The 25,840-nt window shown below is 66.3% G+C and carries 18 protein-coding genes and 2 tRNA genes; 13 read left to right on the forward strand and 7 right to left on the reverse strand.

The genetic code is table 11. The features are described 5' to 3' along the window. Window positions 1-2 precede the first annotated feature (2 nt). The gene (locus tag EL272_RS06270) at window positions 3-1,103 is read left to right on the forward strand and encodes a DNA-processing protein DprA (protein ID WP_073969972.1); all 1,101 of its coding nucleotides are present in this window, start codon (window positions 3-5) and stop codon (window positions 1,101-1,103) included. A 342-nt stretch (window positions 1,104-1,445) separates the two neighbouring features. On the opposite strand, the gene EL272_RS06275 is transcribed toward EL272_RS06270, so the two are convergent. The 4 genes from EL272_RS06275 to EL272_RS06290 are packed head-to-tail and all read right to left on the reverse strand — an operon-like array spanning window position 1,446 to window position 9,438. Next, entirely contained in the window at window positions 1,446-3,215 is a 1,770-nt protein-coding gene (locus tag EL272_RS06275) for a hypothetical protein (protein WP_014846380.1), read from the reverse strand. Further along, window positions 3,212-4,921: an outer membrane protein assembly factor BamB family protein gene (locus EL272_RS06280; RefSeq protein ID WP_041696373.1), complete on the reverse strand. Its 1,710-nt coding sequence runs from the start codon at window positions 4,919-4,921 to the stop codon at window positions 3,212-3,214. Before EL272_RS06280 ends, EL272_RS06275 begins: the two co-directional genes overlap by 4 nt. Next, window positions 4,918-8,295 carry a PPi-type phosphoenolpyruvate carboxykinase family protein gene (locus EL272_RS06285; RefSeq protein ID WP_061787048.1) on the reverse strand — a complete coding sequence of 1,126 codons (3,378 nt, stop codon included), beginning with the start codon at window positions 8,293-8,295 and terminating at the stop codon, window positions 4,918-4,920. Before EL272_RS06285 ends, EL272_RS06280 begins: the two co-directional genes overlap by 4 nt. A 51-nt stretch (window positions 8,296-8,346) precedes the next feature. Next, window positions 8,347-9,438: an SH3 domain-containing protein gene (locus EL272_RS06290; protein ID WP_061787047.1), complete on the reverse strand. Its 1,092-nt coding sequence runs from the start codon at window positions 9,436-9,438 to the stop codon at window positions 8,347-8,349. A 525-nt stretch (window positions 9,439-9,963) separates the two neighbouring features. On the opposite strand from EL272_RS06290, the gene EL272_RS06295 reads away from it, so the two are divergent. From EL272_RS06295 to EL272_RS06325, 7 genes are all read left to right on the forward strand, one after another. Beyond that, window positions 9,964-11,700 carry an acetolactate synthase large subunit gene (locus EL272_RS06295; protein ID WP_061787046.1) on the forward strand — a complete coding sequence of 579 codons (1,737 nt, stop codon included), beginning with the start codon at window positions 9,964-9,966 and terminating at the stop codon, window positions 11,698-11,700. A 2-nt stretch (window positions 11,701-11,702) separates the two neighbouring features. Next, complete coding sequence (ilvN, locus tag EL272_RS06300; RefSeq protein WP_014846385.1) at window positions 11,703-12,203, forward strand: acetolactate synthase small subunit; 501 nt, start codon at window positions 11,703-11,705, stop codon at window positions 12,201-12,203. A 27-nt stretch (window positions 12,204-12,230) separates the two neighbouring features. After that, window positions 12,231-13,262, forward strand: a complete 1,032-nt coding sequence (ilvC, locus tag EL272_RS06305) for a ketol-acid reductoisomerase (RefSeq protein ID WP_061787045.1) — start codon at window positions 12,231-12,233, stop codon at window positions 13,260-13,262. A 97-nt stretch (window positions 13,263-13,359) separates the two neighbouring features. Continuing rightward, complete coding sequence (locus EL272_RS06310; RefSeq protein ID WP_014846387.1) at window positions 13,360-14,688, forward strand: MFS transporter; 1,329 nt, start codon at window positions 13,360-13,362, stop codon at window positions 14,686-14,688. A gap of 66 nt (window positions 14,689-14,754) precedes the next feature. After that, window positions 14,755-17,307 carry a DEAD/DEAH box helicase family protein gene (locus EL272_RS06315; protein WP_159424524.1) on the forward strand — a complete coding sequence of 851 codons (2,553 nt, stop codon included), beginning with the start codon at window positions 14,755-14,757 and terminating at the stop codon, window positions 17,305-17,307. Between the two features lie 302 nt (window positions 17,308-17,609). Further along, window positions 17,610-18,113: an NfeD family protein gene (locus tag EL272_RS06320; RefSeq protein ID WP_014846389.1), complete on the forward strand. Its 504-nt coding sequence runs from the start codon at window positions 17,610-17,612 to the stop codon at window positions 18,111-18,113. Between the two features lie 20 nt (window positions 18,114-18,133). After that, window positions 18,134-19,636, forward strand: a complete 1,503-nt coding sequence (locus tag EL272_RS06325; RefSeq protein WP_014846390.1) for a flotillin family protein — start codon at window positions 18,134-18,136, stop codon at window positions 19,634-19,636. Between the two features lie 57 nt (window positions 19,637-19,693). Here EL272_RS06325 and EL272_RS06330 read toward each other — a convergent pair whose 3' ends face one another. Beyond that, window positions 19,694-20,749 carry a 3-isopropylmalate dehydrogenase gene (locus EL272_RS06330; protein WP_014846391.1) on the reverse strand — a complete coding sequence of 352 codons (1,056 nt, stop codon included), beginning with the start codon at window positions 20,747-20,749 and terminating at the stop codon, window positions 19,694-19,696. Between the two features lie 112 nt (window positions 20,750-20,861). On the opposite strand from EL272_RS06330, the gene EL272_RS06335 reads away from it, so the two are divergent. From EL272_RS06335 to EL272_RS06355, 5 genes are all read left to right on the forward strand, one after another. Beyond that, the gene (locus EL272_RS06335; protein WP_061787044.1) at window positions 20,862-21,665 is read left to right on the forward strand and encodes a fumarylacetoacetate hydrolase family protein; all 804 of its coding nucleotides are present in this window, start codon (window positions 20,862-20,864) and stop codon (window positions 21,663-21,665) included. A 68-nt stretch (window positions 21,666-21,733) separates the two neighbouring features. Continuing rightward, window positions 21,734-22,543, forward strand: coding sequence for a CPBP family intramembrane glutamic endopeptidase (locus EL272_RS06340; RefSeq protein WP_159424523.1), 810 nt, complete (start codon window positions 21,734-21,736; stop codon window positions 22,541-22,543). 69 nt (window positions 22,544-22,612) lie between these two features. Then, window positions 22,613-23,539, forward strand: a complete 927-nt coding sequence (locus EL272_RS06345) for an asparaginase (RefSeq protein ID WP_082793768.1) — start codon at window positions 22,613-22,615, stop codon at window positions 23,537-23,539. Window positions 23,540-23,603: 64 nt separating this feature from the next. After that, window positions 23,604-23,675, forward strand: a tRNA-Gln gene (locus EL272_RS06350). A 36-nt stretch (window positions 23,676-23,711) separates the two neighbouring features. After that, window positions 23,712-23,787: transfer RNA gene (locus tag EL272_RS06355), tRNA-Glu, on the forward strand. A 92-nt stretch (window positions 23,788-23,879) separates the two neighbouring features. Here the strand turns inward: EL272_RS06355 and EL272_RS06360 are convergent. Both EL272_RS06360 and EL272_RS06365 read right to left on the reverse strand, forming a co-directional pair. Further along, window positions 23,880-24,581, reverse strand: a complete 702-nt coding sequence (locus EL272_RS06360) for a response regulator (protein WP_082793767.1) — start codon at window positions 24,579-24,581, stop codon at window positions 23,880-23,882. Further along, complete coding sequence (locus tag EL272_RS06365) at window positions 24,578-25,792, reverse strand: sensor histidine kinase (RefSeq protein ID WP_061787040.1); 1,215 nt, start codon at window positions 25,790-25,792, stop codon at window positions 24,578-24,580. Before EL272_RS06365 ends, EL272_RS06360 begins: the two co-directional genes overlap by 4 nt. Between the last annotated feature and the right edge of the window lie 48 nt (window positions 25,793-25,840).

The following is a 25,840-nucleotide window of genomic DNA, read 5'->3' on the forward strand; positions in this document are numbered from 1 at the left end:
ACATGGCGGAACGCAGGGCCCGCATGGCCCTTTGCGCACTCCAGGTGGCCGCCGATCCGAGGCTAGCCCATCTCGTCGAGACCCACGGGGCCCAGGATGTGTGGGAGACCATTCGGCGACAGGGGGAGTCCACATCCCTGGGGCGTCGTGCGCAAGGCGTTGATCCAGAGGCGCTGGAAGCCGCAACCACCCGGAGCGGTGCCGGTTTCCTCGTTCCCGGGGACGAGCTCTGGCCGGACACCCTGTCCGACCTCGGGATGTGCCAGCTGGGAGACCAGGGCGGGCAGCCGCTGGGGCTGTGGGTTGCGGGGAACCCGGAACTGTTGAGGATGCCGCGGGCCGTTGCGGTTGTCGGGGCACGTGCTGCCACCGGCTACGGCCTGCACGTGGCCGGAGAGTTGGCGGCCGATCTCAGCGCATCCGGGTGGTTGGTGATCTCCGGGCTGGCTTTCGGTATCGACAGCGCCGCCCACCGCGGTGCGCTGGGGGTGGGAGGCCTGACCCTGGCCGTGATGGCGACGGGAGTGGACAAGACCTATCCCGCCGGTCACCACGGGCTCCGCAACCAGATCCAGGCGAGCGGTGCCGTCATCACGGAGCTGGCTCCGGGAACTCATCCGCTGCGGGCCAGTTTCCTCGGACGGAACCGGTTGATCGCGGCCCTCGGAAGCGGCGCCGTGGTCGTGGAGGCGGGAGCCCGTTCCGGGGCTCGCAACACCATTTCCTGGGCGGCGGAGCTGGGCCGTGTGACCATGGCCGTGCCCGGGCCGGTCACGTCGTCGCTGTCCGTGGCCCCGCATCACCTGATCCGGGAGTCAATGGCCACGCTCGTCACCTCGGCCACGGACGTGACCGCCCTGCTGTCCCCTCTGGGGACTCAGGAGGAACTTCCGCTGCGGGGAGAGGACCGGCCCATCGATTCCCTGTCCGCTCCCCTCAGGACCGTCAGGGAGGCCGTTCCCGCGGGAACGACGCTGGGAGCCACTGAACTGGCGGTCGCGACCGGGATGACGGTGCCCGAGGTGATTGCCGCGGCCGCGGAACTCACCGAACTGGGCTGGCTCGAGGACATCGGGCCGGGATGGCGACTGCCCGGGGGATGACCGGCCGTTCCGATCGGGGCCAGCGACTTCACAGAAACGGCATTGGAACCCCGGATGTCCAGGAGACAGGATCCCGGCGACCGGTTGCGGCGGGCAGGGGGCCTGGTGGCCACGGCTGTTGCCACCAGCCTCCACCGGTCCGCGTGAAGCACGGTGCCTCCCGACGTCGACAGATCCCCCGGCTCCCGGGATCCGGGAATTCGGTCCGTCTCCTGGGCTTCGGTGCGCTGATGATGCCCTCGCCTCGGTGTTTGCGTTGACCCCCCCATCCAGCACATCGTCTCGTCCCGGTTGAAACGAAAGGTCGGAAAAATGACCGCCGGCCTGATCAGGAACTCGGTTTCATGGAACCCTGCCGACGACTGGTCCCACTCCGGGCCCGTACACAGGAAGCGGGGGAGCGGGAACTGGGGGTGGGGGAAACCGGATCGTGTCCGGTGCGATGGTTTTCGCCAGGCCCAGCAGCACGACGGTTATGAGCAGAGGCGGAGCAAAGACATCGTCACCCAGCTTCTCCCAGACCTCAAGGTCGAAGTAGCCGGTGGTGTCCCGTGTCAGCGTGCTGAAAAGCAGGAGGGTGCAGGCGAAACCGGCATTCGCCAGATACAGCAGCACCCGGGTGGTGCGAGGCAGGGTTTTCGTGTCCGCGTGAGTGAACTCGCCATCGGTCAGCAGACGCCAGGTCAGACCGAAGAGCAGCACGGCCACGGAGGAGAAACCCACCACCCAGCTCAGTGGGTCGTCCAGTATGAAACGCAGGTCGTGAACCACCAGCACGGCCCCGACCGTCAGCAGCATGCGCGCGCGTTCTCTGGTGAACTCGCGCCGAATCGCGACAAGGATGACCGCCGCGGTGAAGGAGATCTGCAACCACAGGGCGGTCGCGGACCGATCGAGGTCGGGGCTCATCCAGTTGGGCAGGAGACCGGTCAGCAGCAGAAGCGCCTGGGGAACCGCGAAGGCCGCGGCAAGCGCCCCCACCTGCCATCGGCCGCGTCCACGGGTCAGGACCACGCCCACCACCAGCAACCCCAACCCGCTCAGCAGCCGTCTCCACGGGTTGCCATTGGCCATGGAACTGCTGTCCGCCAAGGCGATGAGCCAATCCGGGTTCTGTTGCCCCAGCGAGGTCAGCGCGGTGTTGGTGGTGTGTGCCAGGACCGGGATGAAGAGCCACAGCGTGGTGCCCAGAACGAGCAGATAGCTGACCTGGGAGAAGGGCTCCAGCAGGGTTTCGAGGGGATCGTCCGCGTGTCGCCCGGCCAAGGACAGGAGCAGCCAGAGAAGCAGGGCGGTGATGCTGAGCGACAGGAGGGTCCAGAGGAGCTTGGCGGACAACATCTGCGGCGGGATGTCCGCCAGATCACGCAGCACCGCGAAGGTGCGCCAGGCCAGGATCGCGATCAGGACCAGCCACGTCCACAGCGGTGACAGGGAACGGCTGGTCACCGACCCGAGGGACAAGCCCGCCTGGATGGAAACCTGGGCCAGGGCCGCGCCCGCCACCGTCAGCGGAATCACTGCGACGATGAGGAGGACCTGGAGGTGGATGGCCAACAGCATGAGTCGTATGTCGAAACCGAACGATATCCCCGAGAGAACGGCCTGCAACGGCGCCCCGATGAGCAGGGCCGTGAGTACTCCTACCACGAGGGGTTCCCAATCCGAGTAGCTGCGACGGAACCGGAGCAGGTGCAGCAGCAACAACAGGCCTGCGGCAAGCAGGGACAACCACCAGAAATTTTTGTCTGATGCCACGACGAAGGCGACCTGAAGCGACGCCGCCAACAGCAGTAGCGCCAGCAACCGGACGAACCAGCCGGAGTGCAGCGCTGCCGTGTGCAGCAACGTCGTGGAGAGCCATATGCCGGCGATGACCAAGGGCAGGGAGGCCTGGGGGAAGAACAACCCCAGGGAACCAAAGGGCTGCAGCTCACCGTTTCCCCTGAGCAGCGGCGTGGCGATGATGTGGATCACGGACAGGACGAAGACGATGAGCAGCATGACCCCGAGGAGTTTGACCACGGGAGGCCATCCGGATGGCCGGACGCAACCCGTGACCAAGGGACGGACGACGATTCCTCGCCAGAGTTGCTTCAACGCCCTGATCATGATGACTTCCTGACTATGCCGTCCATTCCCAGGCTGGCGACTCCCTGCTGCAGTGTCCCCAGGCTCAGGTTGGTGGCGGGGGTGGCCGCCGTCATGGGCCACGAGCCGAGCTGGCCGCCCGAGGAACCCAGGGCGACCAGGGTGTCGGAACTCAGCGCGGCGATTACATGACCGTCCGTCACCATTGAATGAAACCGCCCCCCGACCCTCCAAGTGGCTCTCAGCTCATCCCCGCCCAAGGTGAACCCGCGAATGGAGTTCCTGCTCAGCGTCACCAACGTGTCGTCCACGTTGAGAAGCTCACCAAGGTTGTCCTCGGCCATGGTGTGGGCGGACAGGAGGTTCCCGTCCGGGGATGCCACGACCAGCCTCGGATTGGCCGCTGCCACTACGTGACCGGAGATGCAGGCCACTGAATTGGGGCGCTCCTGAAGGTCCAGGGACCAGGCCGTTTCGCCGGACTGGGCATTGATTCCCGTCAAACCGTCGCTGGTGGGGACCACGACGTGATCGCCGCACCAAATGGCTTTGGCGGTGGGTCCTGCGTCCAGCTCCTGCTGCCACAGGATGGATCCCGTGGCGCCGTCGAGTGCCGTCACGGTCCCGCTGGCGTCCACCATCACGACCCTGCCCTCCCGCCAGTCTGGGGCGAAGGGAACGGTGTCGGGTAGGCGGGTGCGCCAGCGTGGCCGTCCCTGCAGGTCGTAGCCCGTGGCGTTCGGGGTAGTGGTGGTGACCAGGATCAGGTCGCCCTGTCGGGTGAGGGACGTTACGTAACCTCCGGGATGGGCGCGGAAGGTCTTGTCGTTCGTGCCCATGAACAACAGGTCCCCGGCCGTTCGATGGGCGACGACCATGACGTCGCGATTACCCACCGGTGGCAACTCGACGGGCCAGACTACGGGTTCACGCTGGGAGAGGGAGGTTGATGTCGGGTTCCAGTCCTCCACCCGCCAGTCCAGATCAGAGGCCAGGGTGAGCGGTGGCACCGTAACCGGCTGTTGGGATGCGGAAGGAACGGGCCCCAGCCCGGGACACCAGGTTCGGTCCGTGTTCTCGATCCTCCCGTCGATTTCGAGTTCGGAGGTGATCCGGAGACACCCCGGGGCGGCCTGTCCCGGATCCTCCGGGGTGGAGGCCCTGGCCTGGTAGCGCCACCCCGTCTCTGTCATCGTCTGCAGGTCATGCGACACCTGCACCCGTCCCTCGGCCTTCCACGCCGAACCGGGCCGTGTACTCGCGGGGAGCTCGGGCAGGCCCGGTTTGAAGACACGCAACTCCGTGCCCGGCCCGATCACCAAGGTCTGCTCCACGTTCCCGGCCTGTAGCCTTCGCAGGGTCAGTTGCCTTTCGACGCCGGATACGGAGGTGCGGGTCGTCAACTCCCGCCACCAAGTCCGCTCCGCGTCACCGATGTTCTCGGATCTCATGGCTAACGCGATGTGCTCGGGCCCGCTCGACACAACTTGGGCCAGGGACGAGATGGCATGTTCCCGGGTCACCCAGGTGTGCCCGTCCATGTGGCTGGACAGGACGCCGTCCCCCGGGATCAGTTCGCCGTTCCGGGAGTTCCCCATGGGGCGTGTCAGCCAGACCAACGCGGACACGGTCATGGTGAAGACGACGATCGCCGCCACCACGTGGTGCACGTTCGTCCGGTTTCGGGGGAGGGCGGTGAAACCGGCTCCCTGAGGTGATGGGATCACAGCCGCCAAGTGACTTGCCGTCCGATCGTTCCCCAGAGCAGGTCGGGAACCTGATTCAGCTCTTCGATCCGCGACTCCACCGAGGCGCGCCGCGCCGCGAGGCCGAGACGTTCGGCGGTCGGGCCGTGCAGCTCATTGGCGGTGAAGGCGTCGATGGAACCCAGCGAGCGTTCCAGACGGGCCAGCTCCACCTCGCGGAGCGCGGAAACGCGTTCCGCGTACCATCCGGAAGCCAGCACGGAATCACGGCTGAACAGTTCTCGGAACGGGGCGTCGTCCAGGGTCAGGCCATCCTGGGTGTGACCGGTGGCCATGATCTCGAGAAGTGCACGCACCGGGGGGACCGCCAGGGCCACGGTGCCGTCGTCGAAATACGTCTGCGCGACCCGGGCGTGAGTGGCTGAGATTGTGCGCACCGATTCGGCGAACATCTCCGGATCCTGCAGCTCGGGGCGCAGCATCTCGGGGGTGAAGACCACATGGGGGTGCAGGAAGATCCGCCCGAAGTACTTGGATGCGAACTTCTCGGTCATGCGGTACCCGAGCCGGGAGGCGAGGATCAGCTCGCCGCCCACCTCATAGTCCTCGACGCGTTCCAGGCAGCCCTCCTCGATCAGGTTCGCCGCGCAGCGTTCGGCGTCGGACATTCGGGAAAAGACCTCGGGAACCAGAAGGCTGATGTCGTGATCGACCCTGACGTGCGGACCCACCACCCCGGCGCTGGACAGCCACCCGTCGTAACCGGTCAGCGCGAAGGACAGGAAGGCGGCGTTCAGGTCGATGACCGAAGGAAGAGCGTTGAAGGGGCCCTTGGTCATGGCCCCCTCGGAACCGGCTCCCGTCGTGGAAGGAGACTTGCCGGTCATGGAGCTGATGAACTCCATGAACAGTTCCGGGAGCTCCATGTAGTGCAGGGGGGAGTAGGCGCAAAGCGGTGGGATACCGGGCTCGGCGGCGTTGTTCCTACGGCCCGCGGCCACCACGTCCACCGGCAGGCGCAACTCCTGGGTCATCGGCAGCTTGCGGTGCAGCCGGGCGGCTAGCTCCGCTTCCGCGGTGCTCTCCGGTTTGGTGATGTCGGGGCGGCGCTGCAGATAGCGGGGGTTCTTGGATGGTTTGCCCTTGACCAGGCGCGGATGGGCCGAGCTCACGAACCATGCGGGTGAGGGGGAGGCCGAGGCAGCGAAGGAGCGGATCAGTTCCTGCACGGGGGCCGTGAACTGGCTGAACTCGATCGCGTTGTCCACCAGCGCTTGGGCGTCCTGGCGTGAGAGCGGCTCGAAATTGGACAGGAAAGTCCCGGGCTGGGAGATGTCCCACTCCGCCTGTCTGTCGTAGCCGCGGTGGATGGCATCGTCGGGGCGCTGGAACAGCAGCTGTTCGCAGTTGGTGACGAACTTCCGGGAGAGCTCGCTGCCCGAGGGGCGGGGGGGCACGACGATGCTGGCAGTGATGTCGTCCTCGGTCTGCACCTTCGCTGCGGGCTGGAAGTCGTGGCGCAGCCCGAACAGCCGCCACGAACCGTCAGGGGCAAATCCCACCCGCAGCATGTTCACGCGGATCTTCTCCCCGTCGAGGCGCAGCGAGCTTCCTTTTCGCCCGTTGATGATGCCGACAGTGAAATGGCTGGCCCAGTCCTCGCCCCATTCCGGACGGTAGAACCGTTTCACCACAAACACGAGTTCCTTGACGTGGTTGGGGATCGCCTCCAGCCACGCGTTGTACTCGTCGTTGTAGTCGCGGCTCGGGGTCAGCAGCTTGATCACCGAACCCACGGAACGCCGGTCGGAAAGCACGGGCCGGGCGTCGTGGCCGTTCCGGGCGGGATCCGCGAAGCGGTGGCTGAAGTCGTGGTCCAGGATCCGGGTGACCGTCGCCATGTCCTCGTCGAAATCCCGGACGTAGGCGTCGCCGGTGATCACGGCGTCGGTGATGGCCTTGGAGATCTCGGACTTGCCGCCTCCCGAGACCGTGGCGGGCTTGTGGCAGTGGGTGGCCCTCGGGGCGGTTCCGACCAGGGTCCACTGGGCACCGTCGGCCTCCAGGTGGTGCAGCCGCACGAGATAACCATCCGGCCCGACGTATGCCTTGTCGGCGTGCAGCGGGATCTGGCCCCTGCAGCCGTCTACCTCCCAGGTGACGGTCTGGTCACGCAGGCTGTATGTGGAGCGTTCGGGGACCAGGACGATGTGCTCGTTCTCCAGGTCCAAGGCGTGACCTTCGGGCTGGGAGACGAAACGCTGCGGGTCGCGGGCGATGATGTCGGCCAGCCGGTAACTGGGATCGGCGTAGTTGTCGGTGAACTGCTGGCCCAGGTTGTAGCGGGGGAAGCAGATGGCGCCGCCGGCGTGTTCCTCCTCAACCAGGCCCAGCAGGTTGGCGGAGTAGCTGATCTGGGCCTTGACTTCCTTCTTGCAGTACCCGAAGTAATTGTCCGCGATCACGGTGACAATCACCCCGCGTTCGTCGCGGGCGCACACCTTGAACGCGCTTCCACCGTTGTAGAGTTCCTCCGGGTCCTGCCAGCACATACCGTCGCGGCGCTGGCGCGGCGTCGCGTCGTCGTGGTGGGGGAGGCCGAGTTCCCGTTTGGTCAGTTTCGTCAGGTGCGGGGCCAGGATCACCGCGCCCGTGTGTCCCGTCCAACCCCGGGGTTTCAGGGAGGCGTCGTTGTCAGGCAGGTAGGGATCGCCCCCGTTGCCGAAAATGCTCTCCACGAAGTCAAGGTTCGCCACCAACGTGCCAGGCGCGAAGAAACGCACCTCCAGGCTGCGTTCCCGCGCGAAACCCGGGACGTGGGGAACCACCACGGGACGCAGCAGCACGGACACCCACGCCTGGGCGGGGGCCTCGTCGCCCGCGCAGTAGGGCAGGACCATCAAGTCCGTCGGCGGGTTCAGGGCGTGCTCCAGCAGGCGCCCGTAGACTTCCCGGGGAACCGCCAGTTTGTCATCCTGCACTGCCGTGCCGCCCTCTGCGACATGGAAGACACCCTTGGTGGTGCGGCGATCGTTCAGGGGATTGTGCAGCACCCCGTTGACCAAGCGGTAACTGCTCAGGTATTCCGAGGAGAACTGGTCAGCCCCGACGGGAAGCGACAATGTCCTGGCCAGTCCGGCCTGATCCAGCACGAAGGTCTGCCGGGGCAGCTTCGGGGAGGTTCCGGTTCCCTCCAGGTAGGAATCCAGGAATGCCTGGACGCGGCCATCAACCGCGGGAAGCCGGTGCGAGAGCCGCCGGTCCAGTTCGCGCTGCCGCGCCAGTATCGGGCGCACCAGATCGGACCCCTCGGAGTGGTCGACGGCCTCCGGAACCCGTAGCCCCAGCAGATTCAGTCTTAGATTGATGGCAGCGATCGCTGCGGTGTCTACCATGGCTCAACTATTCCACGGCCCCTGGATCCGTCGACGATTATGGTCGTGTTCTCAGCCGATGATCTCGTAGCTGACCCTCGCGACCCCCTGCCGGGTGTCCGCTATGGCCTTGAACGCACCAGTGGTCAGGTCGAGGCAGCGGCCGGCGACGTAGGGGCCGCGATCGTTCACCGTCACCTCGACGGTCCTGCCGTTCGCGGGGTTGGTCACCCGCAGTCTGGTGCCGAGAGGCAGCGTCTTGTGGGCCGTTTTCATCGCCCACTGGTCGAAGGGCTCACCGGAAGCGGTGGCGGAGTCATCGCTGTAGAACGAGGCCAGGCAGGTCTCCCCACCGGATGAGGCGGACGACTTGGCGGGGGCGCTGTCGGTCAGGTGGCGGGCGGTCACCCAGCGCACCGCGCCCTTCCACACGACTTGGGCGCGCCCGCCGGAGACGGTGCCCGTGACCTTGAACTCGGTGCCCTTCGGTGCCACCTCGACGAACCGGTCCCCGCGCGCGGCGGTCCACAGGTTGAGTTCGGCGCTTCCCCAGCGGGAACCGATTGTCTCGGGCACGCTGGTTGCGGAAACGGACGTTGAATCGGGGGTGGGCATTGCCTGTTCGGGGGTGAACGAGTCCAGGTAACGGGTAGCCACCCAGGCCGTGCCGCCGTTCAGGTCGATCTGACTCCACCGCCCCGAAACCCGACCGGTCAGGGAAACCCGGGTGCCCTTGTCGAGGAGTGTCCGGACGCCGGCACTGAGGGAGGGGGAGCTACGCGCGTTGAGTTTGACCCTCGTCCAGGCGAAACCCTTCTCGCCGGTGGAGGAACCCTGCTCGCCGGCATCCCACCCGGTGACGTAGGCCGAGGCCACCCAGGCGTTCCGGCCGCGCCAGGTGACGGGAACCCAGCCGTTGGCGGCGGAACCCCGGATGGACAGCGATTCACCGGGATAGAGCACTCCGATGCGGGAGTGATCGGTCCCCGGGCCGGAACGGACGTTCACGGCCACCCTCGCGGTGACGTTGCTGCCGGCGGCCTCGGCCCTGCCGTCCGGGAAGATGGCGGGAACGATGACCGTCAGCTGGGCGGTCAGCACCAACCCGATGGCCGAGTCGCGCAACAGCCTCAGCGTGCGGCTCTTTCGTGGGGAGTCGATCATCGTTTGTCCTTTCTCGTGGATCCGGGCCGGATAATCCGGAACGCTAGGAATACGAACCTCTAAGCTCAAGCCGAAGCTCCTGCGCATTTCCCGGCATGAATAAGCGAACCCCCTAGTCAGAAGCGGATTCAATGAGTTTGTGGGATTATTTTGAAAACCCTCGAGTGGTGATCGAGGTTGAGGGTTCCGCCGGGGAGTTGCCGAAGATCCGCGGAGGGTGCGGGAATCTTGCGGAAAAGGTTCCCGGGGGTCGCGGAATGGGTTTCGGGCGCGGCGTGGCGGGCGTGTCGTCCGGGTGGCGACCCGATCGGCCGGGTGGGTGGCGTCTCAACATTCAGGATGCACGGGGGGCGTCGCTTGACAGCATCCGGGCCTCCCGCAATCCTTGGGCGCATGACCAACAGTCAGCTCGTAATCGTTTGACAGCGTTTCGATTCATCATCGAGACGCCCCCTCGCGTGCCAGATGGCGCCGAGGGTTTTTTGTTGAACGAAACAAGTCCGGGCTGCAATCGAAGGGAGAGCGATGTCCAGGGCAGACGGCCAATTGCTGACGGGCGCGCAGGCGCTCGTCGAGTCTCTCGAACGTTCCGGGGTAGAGGTGGCCTTCGGGATTCCCGGCGGGGCGATCCTTCCCGCGTACGACCCGCTGTTCGACTCGAGGATCCGTCACATCCTGGTGCGCCACGAGCAGGGCGGCGGGCACGCGGCCGAGGGCTACGCGATCGCGAGCGGCAGGGTGGGGGTCTGCATCGCCACATCCGGCCCCGGGGCCACGAACCTGGTCACCGCGATCGGAAACGCCTACATGGATTCCACTCCGCTCGTGGCCATCACCGGGCAGGTCAACGGAACCGCCATCGGTACCGATGCCTTCCAGGAGGCCGACATCCGCGGGATCGTGATGCCGATCACGAAACACAGCTTCCTGATCAAGGAGACCGACGAAATTCCCCTGGCCATCAAAGAGGCCTTCCACATCGCCGCGACGGGAAGACCCGGGCCGGTGCTCGTCGACATAGCGAAGGACGCGCTGGTCGGGAAGGCCCCGTTCCACTGGCCTGAGGAACTGGACCTGCCCGGTTACAAACCAACCGTCAAACCGCACGTCCGCCAGATCCGGGCGGCCGCGAAACTGATCTCGCAGTCGAGGAGACCCGTCCTTCACATCGGCGGGGGCATCGTCAAGGCGGAGGCGTTCGAGGAACTCGCCGCCCTGGTGGAGAAGGCCCGGATACCCGTGGTCACCACCCTGATGGCTCGTGGTGCGCTTCCCGACTCTCATCCGCTGCACATGGGGATGCCCGGGATGCATGGGACCGTCGCTGCCGTGGGTGCGCTTCAGCGCGCCGACCTGCTCATCGCCATCGGCACCCGTTTCGATGACCGGGTCACGGGCAGGCTGGACTCCTTCGCGCCCAACGCCAAGGTGATCCACGCCGACATCGACCCGGCCGAGATCGGCAAGAACTGTGCGGTCGACGTGCCGATCGTGGGTGACTGTCGCCAGACCTTGGCCCTGCTCGCCAAGGAGATCGTCCGCGCACCCGACACAGACGAGTGGCTACAGGTCCTCGGCAGGATGAAGGAACGCTACCAACCCCGCTGGGACGAGGCACCGGATGGGAAGCTCTCGCCGCAGGAGGTCATCCAGCGCATCGGGCAGCTCAGCCCCGAGGACACCATCTACGTCACAGGGGTCGGACAACACCAGATGTGGGCGGCGCACTTCCTGCCCCACGAACGGCCGATGAAATGGCTCACCTCCGGAGGCGCGGGCACCATGGGGTTCTGCGTTCCCGCGGCCATGGGAGCCAAGGTGGCTCAGCCCGACAAGGTGGTGTGGGGCATCGACGGCGATGGCTGTTTCCAGATGACCAACCAGGAACTGGTCACGTGTGCCCTGAACCGGATCCCGATCAAGATCGCGATCATCAACAACCATGCGCTGGGCATGGTCCGGCAGTGGCAGTCCCTGTTCTACGACTCCCGCTACTCCAACACCGACCTCCACACCGAACACCTCCCGAACTTCCCGATGCTCGCCGAGGCGATGGGGTGCGTCGGTCTGCGTGCTACCGACGAGACCGAGATGGACGAGTGCATCGCGAAGGCGTTGGAAATCAACGACCGCCCCGTCGTGGTGGAGTTCGTCGTCCACAAGGACGCGATGGTGTGGCCCATGGTGGCCGCGGGGGTCAGCAACGATGAAATCCAGGTGGCCCGTAACATGGCCCCAGTGTGGGAAGAGGAAGAACTGTGAGCATGCACACCCTTGGGGTTCTGGTCTCCAACAAGCCGGGTGTCCTGACCCGGATCGCCGCCCTCTTCTCCCGTCGTGGCTTCAACATCGACTCGCTCGCGGTCGGCCCCACCGAGCGTCCGGAGATCTCCCGGATGACGGTGGTGGCCTCCGTCGAGGACGAATCCGTTCTGGAACAGATCGTCAAACAGCTGAACAAGCTGATCGAGGTCCGCAAGGTGCTGGAGCTCGGACCCAACACCGTGTGCCGTGAGATGGTGCTGGTCAAGGTTCGCGCAGATGTGCACTCGCGCAGCCAGATCATCGATGTGGTGAGCCTGTTCAGGGGAAAGGCCGTGGATGTCAGTCCCGAGTCCGTCACCATCGAGGCCACCGGTAGCCCTGAGAAGCTCGCCGCCCTCCTGGAGATGCTGTCCCCCCACGGCATCCAGGAGTTGGTGCAGTCGGGACAGGTGGCCCTGGGGCGGGGGGCCAGGACCCTTGCCGATCACAAGTCCAAGTAATTCACCAGGAAAAGTGAGGAAACAGAAATGGCTGAGATGTTCTACGACTCGGATGCCGACCTGTCCGTCATCCAGAACCGCAGCGTCGCCGTCATCGGCTACGGCTCCCAGGGACACGCCCATGCGTTGAGTCTGCGTGACTCCGGGGTCGATGTCCGGGTCGGGCTGCGGCCGGGGTCGAAGTCCGTCGCGAAGGCTGAGGCGGAGGGACTGCGCGTGGTGTCCGTGGCGGAGGCCGTCGAGGAGGCGGATCTCGTCATGGTACTCGCCCCGGACCAGGTGCAGCGCAAGCTCTACGCCGAGGAGATCGCCCCCCACCTGGTTCCCGGAGACGCCCTGTTCTTCGCCCATGGTTTCAACATCCGGTTCGGCTACATCAAGGCCCCGGAAGGTGTCGACGTCTGCATGGTCGCGCCCAAGGGTCCGGGGCACCTGGTGCGCCGCGAGTACTCCGAGGGCAGGGGGGTGCCCGCCATCATCGCCGTCGAGGTGGACGCCACCGGGAACGCCTGGCCGCTGGCGCTCTCCTACGCCAAGGCCATCGGTGCGCTGCGCGCCGGCGGTATCAAAACGACGTTCACGGAGGAGACCGAAACCGACCTGTTCGGCGAACAGGCGGTTCTCTGCGGCGGCGTCTCCGCTCTCATCCAGTCGGGTTTCGAGACCCTGGTCGAGGCCGGTTACCAGCCCGAGGTGGCCTACTTCGAGTGCCTGCACGAGATGAAGCTGATCGTCGACCTCATGTACGAGGGGGGTATCGCCAAGCAGCGGTGGAGCATCTCCGACACCGCAGAGTTCGGTGACTACGTCTCCGGGCCGCGCATCATCGATGCGCATGTCAAGGAGAACATGAAGGCCGTGCTGGATGACATCCGTTCTGGTGCCTTCGCGAAGCGTTTCATCGAGGACCAGGACGCAGGGGCCCCCGAGTTCAAGGAACTGCGCGCCAAGGGTGAGGCCCACCCGATCGAGGCCACCGGCCGTGAGCTGCGCAAGCTCATGAGCTGGGTCAAGGACCACGGTACTGATGACTACGTGGAGGGTACGGCCGCTCGTTGACCCCAACGCCGACCATGGGTGCCCGCCGCCGGCGGCGGGCACCCGTTGCCCCGATTCGGAGGAAAATTGAAATGCTGAGATTCGGAGGAAAATTGAAATGCTGACCAGGACAGAACGCCTGGAAAGACTGCCCATGACGCGCGAACACGGCAGATTATTGGGCGCATCGGGGGTCGGGTGGGCCCTGGACGCGATGGACGTGGGCCTGATCTCCTTCGTCATCGTCGCCCTTGGGCAGCAGTGGGGGTTGGACGACGCCACCAAGTCGTGGGTCGTTTCAATTGGATTCGTCGGCATGGCCCTGGGCGCCACATTCGGTGGGTTGCTCGCCGACAAGATCGGCCGTCGTTCCGTGTTCGCGCTCACGCTCCTGGTCTACGGGCTGGCGACCGGGGCCACGGCAGTCGTGTCCTCGGTGGCCGCCCTGCTGCTGTTGCGTTTCGTGGTGGGGCTGGGGCTCGGCGCCGAACTCCCTGTGGCCTCCACCCTGATCTCGGAATTCGCCCCCCGTCGGATCCGGGGCCGCGTGGTGATCTGGCTGGAGGCATTCTGGGCCGTGGGCTGGATCCTGTCGGCGATCATCGGGTATTTCGTGGTGGCCGGCTCCGAACAGGGATGGCGTTGGGCGCTGGCACTGGGTGCCGTGCCTGCCCTGTGGGCGCTGCTGATCCGGCTCGGCACCCCCGAATCCGTGCGATACCTGGAGACCGCAGGACGCTATGAGCAGGCCGAGGCGACGGTCGGGCGTTTCGAGAGGTCGGCGAAAACCTCCTACGACGGCCCTACGATCGACACCGCCGAGCAGGCCGCGAAACACCGGGGAGAGACGATCGAGACGACCGGGCTCACTCTGTTCTCCAAGCAGCTGAGGCGCCGCACCCTGGCGTTCTGGTTGGTGTGGTTCTGCATCAACCTGTCCTACTACGGGGCCTTCATCTGGATTCCATCGCTGCTGGTGAAGCAGGGTTTCACCCTGGTCAAGTCCTTCGAGTTCACCCTGATCATCACCTTGGCCCAACTTCCCGGATATGCCGTGGCGGCCTGGTTGATCGAGGTCATCGGCCGCCGCCTGACCCTGGCGCTGTTCCTCGCCGGATCGGCTCTTTCCGCGCTGGGTTTCGCGGTCGCGGGAACGGAGGGCATGATCATCGCAGCCGGATGTGCCCTGTCGTTTTTCAACCTGGGTGCGTGGGGTGCGCTGTACGCCATCGGCCCCGAACTGTATCCGACGTCGCTGCGTGGCACCGGTACCGGGGCGGCGGCCGGGGTGGGTAGGCTCGCGTCGATAATCGCGCCCCTGCTCGTTCCGGTGCTGATGGGCGGCGGAGGCATCGTGACCACCTTCGCGGTCTTCGCGGTTTCCTTCGCGCTGGCCGCGGGTGCCGCTTTCCTGCTTCCCGAGAAACGCGACGCCGGGATCGATTGACATGGGCCGGGCCGGGGAGCAGCGCATCGATGGGCGGGTAGAGAGCGTTCCGGAACCTTGATGCCCTTGAGGTTGCACCAGCGGGAGGCTCTCGACGCCTGGCGTCGGAGCATCTCGGCTGGGGTTTCCAGGGGTTGGATCGTCCTGCCACCGGGCGCCGGCAAGACCATGGTCGGTGTGCGGGCGATCCGCGAGTCGGGGCGCACCGGTGTGATTTTCAGTCCGAACATCGCCATTCGTGGCCAGTGGCAGGCCGCTGTGCCGGAGGTTCGCTGCCTGACCTATCAGGCGCTCGCCAATTTCGGGGACGACTCCGGTGGGAGCACGCAGCTGGCTCGTCTGCACCCGAACGGAAGAGCCTTGGTGGCCGAGCTTGCAGCCACTGAGAACCTGATGATCGTCCTGGACGAATGCCATCACTTGCTCCGGACGTGGGGCCGGCTGCTGGCCGAGGTGCTTGGACTGTTGCCCGACGCCGTCGTACTGGGTCTCACGGCCACTCCGGCAACCGCTCTGACCGGAGCGGAGGCCACCCTGGAGAACGAACTCTTCGGCGAGATCACGTATTCCGCGAACATTCCCCAAGTGGTGGCGGCCGGTGACCTGGTCCCTTATCAGGAACTCGGCTGGCTGACGAGCCCCACCGCCGCTGAACGCGACTGGCTGGGAGAGCAACAGGTGCGGGTCCAGGAACTGCTCACCCATCTCAGTGCCCCGGACAGGGCGAGCGTTCCACTCTTCGAGGCGGTGGCGAAGCTGCAGGCCAACGTCTCCTGGGAGGAACTCGCGGCCACGGATGAACGCCTGACCGATGCCCTGCTGCGCCTCGCCCACGCGGGTTACGCCGAACCACCCATCGGAGTTGCGTTCGGCGAGCGCCACCGACGCGATCCCGGGATCGAAGACTGGGTGGCGGTACTGAACCAGTGGCTCCTTCCGTTGGTCGACAGCCCCGACCCGCGGGACCACGCCCTGATCCTGGAGGTCCGGGAGGTTCTTCCCTCCATCGGTTACCGCTGGACCCGGCGAGGCATCAGCGCGGCCGCCTCCACCATGGACCGGGTACTGGCCCGCAGCGCATCCAAGGCCCTCGCCGCGGCCGAGATAGTGGCTCTGGAGGAGGAGAACCTCGGCGCTGACCTGCGCGCCCTGGTGGTGTGCGATTTCGAGCGGGCGGCCGCGCTGCCACACGGTCTGCGCGACGTGGTGACCGCGGATTCGGGATCGGCCTGGCAGACCCTGAAGGCCTTGGCCGAGAACCCGGTCGGGCAGCGCCTCGAACCGTTGCTCGTCACCGCTGGGGTCGTCGCGGGAACCCCGTCGAGCTCCCGGGCGCTGATGGACTTCGCCGCGGATCGGCTTCCCGGGCACTCCTTGGATACCGCGGAGGAGGAGGGGTTGGTGCGGGTTCTCGGCTGGAATGTCCGCCAGTGGGTGCCGGTGGTTACCGATTTCTTCCAGATGGGTGGCACCAGGCTCCTGATAGGCACCCGTGGGCTGCTGGGGGAGGGATGGGACGCCCCGGGCGTCAACTGCCTGGTGGACCTGACCAGCGCAACCACGCCCGGTGCCGTGGTTCAGCTTCGCGGGCGCAGCCTACGACGCGATCCGGAGAATCCGGCTAAGGTCGCGATCAACTGGTCGGTGGCCTGCGTCGCCGACGGGGTGATGGGGGACGCGGATTGGCGTCGTCTCGTGCGCAAGCACCGTGGTTATCTCGCCCCGGACGAGCAGGGCGATCTGGTGGACGGGGTGGCGCACCTGGCCGATGAGTTCAGCGAGTTCCGGACTCCGGAATCGGACGGGATCGAGGCCGCCAACGTTCTTGCGGCCCGGCGTTCCCGGGAACGCGACCGGGTTACGGAGCAATGGAACGACCCGCGGATCAGGACCGGCCGGGAGGTGTCGGTGGTGCGGGTGAGTTCCAGGGCGAAGGAACCGTTGACCGGAAGCGGCTTCGGGGATGCGGCGCCCCGGAGGCTGGGGCCCGTGCTGTGGCCCTGGGCGCTGGGCGCAGCCCTGGTGCTGGCGGTGCTGGGGCTGTCCTGGTGGGCGGCCGCCGCACTGGTGTTGACGGGAGTGGATCTGCTGATCCGGGTGATCCGGGCGGGTCGCAGGCTCACCGGGCTGGCGGCGAACGTCGGTGTCGGCAGGGTGGCCAAGGCGGTTGCCGACGCCCTCCAGGCGCGCGGGCTGGTCAGTGCAGGAGCCGGGGCGGTCGCGGTGGAGATCAGAGGACAGGAACTGCGCTGCCGGCTGTCCGGGGTGCCCGCGGAGGAATCGGCCGGATTTGCGGAGGCGCTGGACGAAGCGTTGCAACCCGTTTCCCGACCCCGATACCTGATCTCCCGTCTCACCGCCGACCCGCCCCGGCTCCGGGACGTGTTGAGACTCGGCCTGATCGGGCGGGAAACCGTTCTGGAAACCTGGCATCCGGTCCCGAGCGTGCTCGCCTCCAACAGGGACCGGGCCGACGCCTATCTGCTCGCCTGGCGGCGATGGGTGGGGGAGGGGGAAGTCCGGTACGCCCGCAGCCCCGAGGGTGAGGGCATCACGCGAGCGGTGCGCGACATCGACCCGTGGCGGCTCACCTCGGCGATTCGTCTGCACTGGGAATGAGCGCCATCCCTGGTTCTTCTTGCGAGACCTTGGGATCGGCGATTCGCCTGGAAGATGTTGGGGAAGACGGTGATTCTTACGACCGCGCCACCAGATCCGATCCGCCTGCGCGGGGAAGGCCCCGCTGGCAGGGGTTCTTTAGGCCGGTCTGGCTGGTACACGGGAACCTCGGGGTGTGGGAAACCATTCGGACGGGGAGGTCGGCCGTTTTTCACCCGCTCTGCCCCGGGGTGGCACGCACCCGGGCCTGCACCCCTGATTTGGTAAATTTGGGTCGCTGGACAAAACAGGAAGGGACAACGGTGAGCGTTTTCCTGATCCTCGGGATCGCAGGGGTCATGGTCCTGTTGGTGTCCCTGATCCTGGGGGATCTGCTGGATTCCGCCCTTCACTTCGACGGTCTGGATTCCGAGGTTTTCTCCACCTCGGTCATCGCTGCTTTCGTCGGGGCCTTCGGGTTCGGCGGGGTGGCCGTTCATGAATTCACGGACAGCGTGTGGCTGGCCTCCCTGGTCGGTCTGGTCGCAGGAAGCCTGGCCGGTTGGGCAGCGGTGTCCCTCACCCGCTGGTTGAAACGCGCGGAAACCGGGCAGGCGCTTCGCAGCGACCACCTGGTCGGGGCAGAGGCCCGCGTCATCACGGACATTCCGGAAGGTGGTTTTGGTGAAATCCGGATCGGCACCCACAAGCGTGCGGCGCGGGCGGAACTGCCGATCCCCGCAGGAACCCCGGTCTGGGTTTCCGGTGTCCTGTCCCCCACGGCCGTCGAGGTTCGTCCCACCGCCGATGAACCTCCCCAGTACTGAACAGAAAGGTTCGCACATCCATGAATAATTTCTCCTCCCTGGTCACCGGAGTAGGCGGCATAGTTCTACTGATCGCCCTGGTGATCTGGCTGATTGCCAGCAGGTACCGGGTGGCTCGTCCGAACGAGGCCTACATCATCACGGGCCAGAAGGGCAAGGCGGTCACCAACCCCGAGACCGGTCTGGTTTCCACCGACCTGTCCGGTCAGAAGGTCATCATGGGCGGCGGTGTCTTCGTGATTCCCCTGATCCAGCGTCTGCACGTGCTCGACCTGTCCAGCCGCCGCATCATGGTGCAGATCCGCAACGCAGTCTCCGGGCAGGGCATCAAACTGAACCTTGACGGCGTCGCGATCGTCAAGGTGGGGGGCAACGAGGATTCCATCCGGGCCGCCGCGCAGCGCTTCCTGATGCAGCAGGAAGAGATCGAGACGTTCACCCAGGAAACCCTCGCGGGTGCGCTCCGGTCCATCGTCGGCGGTCTTTCCGTGGAGCAGATCATCCGTGACCGCGCCGCCTTCGCCCAGCGGGTGGCAGACGAGTCCGAGGCCTCCCTGACCGGTCAGGGCCTGGTGCTCGACACCTTCCAGATCCAGGACATCACGGACGACGGCACCTACCTCTCCGACCTGGGACGTCCCGAGTCGGCCAAGGTCGGCCAGATCGCCGCTATCGCTGAGGCCAACGCACGTCGTGAGGCGGAGCAGGCGAGGCTGGCGGCGGAACAGGAGATCGCGATTTCGGAGCGCGAACTGGTGCTCAAGGAGGCCGAGATCAAGGCCGAAACGGATGCCGCCCGCGCCCAGGCCGCGGCCGCCGGGCCGCTAGCCCAGGCCGACCGCGACCAGGCCATCCTCACCGAGCAGGAGAAGGTGGCCGTGCGCCAGGCCGCTCTGAAGGACCGCCAGCTCGACACCGAGGTCCGCAAACCTGCAGACGCGAAGCGGTACGAGACCGAAACCGCGGCCCAGGGACGGCGCAACTCCGAGATCTTCGAGGCCGAGGCCCGCAAGGCGGCCGCCATCGCCAACGCAGAGGCCCAGGCCGAGACCGCACGCCTCACCGGTGAGGGTGAGAAACAACGCCGCGCCGCGCTCGCCGAGGCCGAGGCCATCGAAGGGGCGCGCCGCGGCGAGGCCGAGAAGGCACGCCGCATCGCAGAGGCCGACGCCGTCCGCGCCGAGGGCGAGGCCAAGGCCGCCGCGGCCCTCGCCGTCGGTACCGCCGAGGCGGAGGCCATGAACAAGCGGGCTGCCGCTTTCGCGAACTACAACGAGGCCGCGGTGTTGCAGATGCTCATCGAGGTGCTGCCGCAGGTCGCCGAGAAGGTCGCCGCCCCCATGGGCAGCATCGACAAACTCACCGTCGTCTCCACGGAAGGGGCGGCTGCGCTGCCCCGCCAGGTCAACGACAACGTGCTGCAGACCGTCGAGATGATCAAGAACACCACCGGCATCGATCTGCTCGACATCCTGAAGGGACACACGAACGGAAAGGTGCTCAAGGGCGAAACCGCCGAGTGAAAATCTCGGGAGCACGAGGGGCCGGACCCGATCGGGTCCGGCCCCTCGCCTCGCGGATCAACCGGACACGGCAGCGGCGATCCGATCCCCGACCTCGGAGGTCCTGACGGGACCGGGGCGGCGCCCCGTGATGTCGGCGGCAACCGCGTCGTCAACTCGGCGGGCAGCCTCGGGGTGCCCCAGGTGCGCCAGCAACAGGGCCGCGGAACTGATGGCCGCGGTCGGATCGGCGATTCCCCGGCCGGCGATGTCCGGGGCCGAACCATGAACGGGCTCGAACATCGACGGGTACTCGCCCGACGGATTGATGTTGGCGGAGGCCGCCAGGCCGATGCCCCCCGTTACCGCCGCCGCCAGATCTGTGACAATGTCGCCGAACAGATTATCGGTGACGATCACGTCGAACTGGGCCGGATCGACCACCATGGCGATCATGGCGGCGTCGATGTGCAGGTAGTCGCGTTCGACATCGGGGAACTCCTCACCCACCCGGTCGAAGAGCCGGCGCCACAGACCCCCGGCGTTGACCAGGACGTTGTGTTTGTGCAGCAGGGTGATCCTGCCGCGACGCGCCCGGGCGCGTGCGAACGCGTCACGAACCACCCGTTCCACCCCGAACGCGGTGTTGACGGAGACCTCGGTGGCGATCTCCTGGGGGGTGCCGGCCCGCACCGCGCCGCCATTGCCGCAGTAGAGCCCCTCGGTCCCTTCACGCACCACCACGAAGTCGATGTCGCCCCGGGCCACTACCTCGGGGGACAGGGGAGTGGAAACCCCCGCGTAGAGCCGCGACGGCCGCAGGTTCACTGCGTGATCGAAGGCGAACCGCAGCCTCAGCAGCAGCCCCCGCTCCAGCAGCCCACTCGGGATCCTGTCCGAGCCGGGAGCCGCCCCAACCGCCCCCAGCAGGATGGCATCCGTGGCCCTCAGATCCTCCAGCGTGGAATCGGGCAGGACCTCGCCGGTGCGCAACCAACGCTCCGCCCCGAGATCGAAGTGAACCTCCTCGAAGGCGTTTTCGCCCACGGCGGCCCGCAGTACCTTGAGCGCCTCGGCGGTCACCTCTGGGCCGATGCCGTCGCCACCAATAACTGCCAGGGTCTGTCGTGTCATGCGGGAAGACTAGGGGTGTCATCGGCGGCGGCAATGCGGTTCCCATTCCCCGAGATGGGCGCGACCGCCGCGGCCCCGCGCCCGATCCCGGTTCCGTCGCTAGGCTTGTGGCATGCGCATCGCCCGTTTCGCCGCGGCCGGCAAGGATCCCGCCTACGGCATCATCGAGTTGGAGGTCGACGGCGGGGAGCACCCGGAAACCGTCGCCGCGATAACGGGGGACCCGCTGGCCGGGGTGCCCGTCAATTACACGGGTGCCAGGTACGACCTCGCGGATGTCCGGCTGCTCGCTCCCGTCATTCCCCGCAGCAAGATCGTCGCGATCGGGCGCAACTACGCCGATCATGCTGCCGAACAGGGGGCACCGGTCCCGGAGGAACCGATGCTGTTCATCAAACCGAACACCTGCGTGATCGGACCCAATGAGCCAATCATGCGCCCCGAGGGATGCAGGGATCTGCACCACGAGGGCGAGCTGGCCATCGTCATCGGGCGGATCTGCAAGCAGGTTCCGGCGCGGAGGGCGGCCGAGGTGGTGTTCGGTTACACCATCGCCAACGACGTGACCGCGCGGGACTGGCAGCGGGAGGACGACCAGTGGTTCCGGGCCAAGGGATGCGACACCTTCTGCCCCCTAGGTCCCTGGATCAACACGCACCTCACCTTGGCGGAGGCGGGTCATCTCGCGATCGAGACCCGGGTGGGAGAAGAGGTGCGGCAGCAGGGGAACACATCCCAGCTGGTCCGCGGCATCCCGGAGCTGGTGACCTACATCTCCTCGTTCGCGACCCTGCTTCCCGGGGACGTCATCCTCACCGGAACCCCGGCGGGGGTGGGTCCGATGGCCGACGGGGACGTGGTTTCGGTGGAGGTCGATGGGCTCGGGGTGCTGAGCAATCCCGTGACCGCCGCGTGATCACCCACCCGCCCGGATCGGGGCTCAGGTACCCGGTTACCCTGCGGGGCGAGGATCCTGTGAAACTGATGATGGGCCTGTCAGGGGCTTTCCTGGCCTTCCTGCTCACGGGGTTGTTGGCCCAAGCCGTCTTGAGGGTCAGTTGGTTTCTCAGGGGACAGCCCGACTTCAGGGAGTATCAGTCCTTGGCGCTGGCCTATGAACTACCCGACGGGATCCTGGCGAGTCATCTCGGGATTGCGGGTCTGTTGCTGTTCGTGTTGCTGATCCACCGGTACTGGCACGGCAGGAAGGCCATCTGGGTGATCTCCGTTCAGCCCGGGGGGCGCTGGCGATACCTGCTGATCTGTTTCGTGGTGGCGGTAGCGGTGCTGAACGTCGTCATGTGGCTCATGCGCGGCGGGAACATGGCCTGGCAGGCGTCCCAACCCGACTGGGCGATCTATCTCGCGCTGATCCTCATCACCTCGCCCCTGCAGGCGGCCGCGGAGGAGTTCTTCTTCCGCGGTTACCTGCAGCAGGCCATCGGTTCCTTGGCGGGCCGGGCCTGGGTCGGCGTCGCGTGCTCATCCCTGGTATTCGCCATCTTCCACGGAGACCAGAACGTTGCGCTCTTCGCGCACCGATTGGGTTTCGGTCTGATCGCAGGGACCCTGGTGTGGGCCACGGGTGGTCTGGAGGCCGCGATCGCCGTTCACGTGGCCAACAACGTCTTCGCTTTCGGGTACGCGCTGTTCACGGGCGGTGTCGCCACACTCAAGGCGACCTCGGCGATCTCCTGGGAGGCGGCCTGCTCGGACCTAGCTAGTTTCGCCGTCTTCGGTGCCCTTGCTTGGTGGATCGGGCGCAGGATGCACGTAGCGACCCTGACCCCCTGAACCCGTTCAACGGTTTGCCCGGGTCGCCGTCAAAACAGCCGTGGCGGGCGGCACCCTACACTTCACCTCATGATGGATGTGCTTCTGGGGATCGTGGACCGGGGCTGGGTGGCCGAGAGCCACCACCGGGGCAGGATCAGCGTGGTTCGCGAGGACGGGCGGGTTCTGCTGTCCCTCGGGGACATGACCGTGCCGACCCTGCCCAGGTCGGCCCTCAAACCGTTCCAGGCCATCGCGATGCTGCGCAGCGGCCTGGACCTCGAGAATCAACTGCTCGCACTGGCCGCGGCTTCGCATCTCGGGCAGTCCATACACACGGAAGGGGCGCTTCGCATCCTCGAGATGACTGGGCTGAGCACGTCGGACTTCCAGCACACCGCCGACCTCCCCGGCGACGAGGCATCGCTCGCGGCCTGGCTGGCCGCCGGCAGGAGGAAGGAGCCGCTGGCACACAACTGCTCCGGGAAACACGCGGCCATGCTTCGCACCTGCAGGCTCGCTGGTTGGCCCATCGAGGGCTACCGCGACCCATCGCATCCCCTGCAACAGGCCATCAGGGCCGTCATCGAGGAGTACTGCGGTGTGCTCGGTGATCCGGTGGTCGACGGCTGCACGGCACCCGCCTTCGCCACCACCCTGCCGGGGCTGGCGCGTGGTTTCGCGCGCCTGGCCTCCGAGAAGGAGGGCCCCGGCAGGCTGGTGGCGGACGCCTTCCGCCGCTATCCCGAGTACACCTCCGGTACTTCCCATCCCGTGGTCAGGCTCGTGGAGCAGGTGCCGAGGGTCGTGGCGAAGGTGGGCGCTGAGGGAATCCTCGCCGTCGGCCTGCCCGAGGGAATCGGGATCGCGGTTAAGATCTCCGACGGCATGGGCCGCGGGCGTTTCGAGGTGGTCGACGCCATTCTCACCCACCTTGGACACCCGGCGACCAGCGGGCCGGGTGAGGTCCGCATCAGCCCCGAGTTGGAGGAGAACCTCGCCTCCCTGAACGGCTGAATCACCGAGTTGCGCACCCGAGGCGGGCCGTGTACTGTTTCTCACCGTGCTCGGGAGAGCGCAAAGGGGTATGGGGTAATTGGCAGCCCGACTGATTCTGGTTCAGTTAGTCTTGGTTCGAGTCCAGGTACCCCTGCGGAGCGGGCCTTTGAGGAGGTCCATCCCATCGCTTGGCCCCGTTGTGTAGCGGCCTAGCACGCCGCCCTCTCAAGGCGGTAGCGCGGGTTCGAATCCCGTCGGGGCTACCAAGGTGGAGGCCTTGGCCGGACACCGGTCCGGCCAAGGCCTTCGTCATTTCCGGGGCGCGTCGTCATCCCGCGTCAGATTCCGATCCCGCGATTCACGAGGTGCCCTGCAGGATCTCCTCCAAACTCGTCACACCGGTACGAAGAGCGAACAGCACCAGCTGCACCCGGTCCCTCGATCCCGTCTTCGACAACAACCGGCCCACATGGGTCTTGACCGTGGGCATCGACAGCCAGAGCCGGTCACAGATCTCCTGGTTCGTCAAACCGGCCGCGACCAGCGCCAGGACCTCCCTCTCCCTGGGGGTCATCTGTTCGAGGCCGAGGCGATCGGAGGGAAGAAGCTGGACGGGTGTGAGTGAACTGCCATGATAGGGTCCCCGCCGCAGGGAGTGCAGGAGCCTGCGTGTGGGGCCCGGGGAGATCACCGAATCGCCGCTGGCAACTGTTCGAATGGCATCCAGCAAACGGTTCGGTGGCGTGTTCTTCAGCAGGAAACCGGACGCGCCGGTCTCGATGGCGTGGATCACGTGGTCATCCGTGTCGAAGGTGGTCAACACCATTACCCGTCCCGGTAGCCCGCGCGCGATCAACTCGGCGGTGGTTTCCAGGCCGTCCAGGACCGGCATCTGTATGTCCATCAGAATCACATCGGCCGGGTTCCGCTGCTGCCGTTCGAGGGCCAGGGTTCCGCTGTCCGCCTGCCAGATGACCTCGAGGTCTTCCTGCGAGTCGATGATCATGGCGAGTCCTGCCGTGAACAACGGCTCGTCGTCCACCAGCGCGATGGTCGTCACGGTTCCTGCGGCTCCCGCGGAACCGTGAGCGAGACGCGCCAGCCATCATCGCCCGGTCCTGCATCGAGGGTCGCTCCCAGCGCCGTTGCCCGTTTCCGCAACCTGGACATACCGGTTCCGGTGTGGGACACACCACCCGGACCGGTTCCCCGGGACCCTGACCCGTTCTTCACGTCGAGGACGATACCGGTCCCGGTCAGGGCGCACGACAACCGGACGGGGACGAATCCGGCATGCCCCGCCACATTCGCCAGTGCCTCCTTGACCGTGTCCAGGACGAGCGCGGCCCGGGAGGGCGGTAAGGCCTGCTGCGGGAGATCCAGCGTGACCCGGATCGGGAGCCCGGTGCTCTCGGCCAGCATCACGATTTCCGGGAAAAGACCTGGAGTGGTTCTCCGTGGGGCCCGTTCTGGTTCGGGAACCGGGGATGTGGGCACGCCTTCATCGTTCTGGAGCACATCCACCAGGGCACGCGTCTCGTCGACCCCCCTGCGGCTGATGGCTGCCATGTTTCGCAGCGCCTCCCGGGAACGTTCCGGAGAATGCTCCAACATCAGAAGAGCGCCTTCTGCCTGGACTGCGATGATCGCGAGGGTGTGTCCGAGGACGTCGTGGAGTTCTCGTGCGAACCGCGCCCGCTCCTCCGCGGCGGCAAGGCGGTGCAGAGCGTCCTGTTGTGCTTCCAGAAGCGCCACCCGCTCCAGTGCCCTCTCGGTCCGGGAACTAGCGGCACGTCTGTTTGCTCCGGCCAGCGCCACCACCGCCACGGCGAGCAGAACCGTGCCCACCAGGATCACGTGTTCCAGTGGATCTCGTCTCGGGCTTGCGGCAACCGAGGCCAAGCCTGCGGCCAACCCCGATCCAGCCGTGAAGAACCCGAGAAACAGCCACCGCAACGGTCTGTTCAGGCACGACTGAACGGTCCACACAGCAAGGAGGGTGGAGCTCATGGCCAGCAACGACATGGAGTTGAACACAACGGCATGGATGACCATGGCCCCGCCGATGACCGACACCGAGAACACGGGATGTCGTTGTCTCCAGGCCAAGGCGGTTCCACATGCGACCAGGAGCAGCAGGTAGATCACTTCCGAGTACGGCAGGCCGGAGACCCCGGGCGCCACTGCACCCAGCCAGAGCACTATGGCAGCGATACCAGCATCCAACGGTTTCGGCAGAAACGCATGGACACGCGATGCGGCGATGGGCATGAGGAAAACCTACGGGCGCTCCGTTCCGGTTGCATCATCCCCGGGTAT

Origin of the sequence: Arachnia propionica (genome assembly GCF_900637725.1) — a bacterium.
Classification (GTDB): domain Bacteria; phylum Actinomycetota; class Actinomycetes; order Propionibacteriales; family Propionibacteriaceae; genus Arachnia; species Arachnia propionica.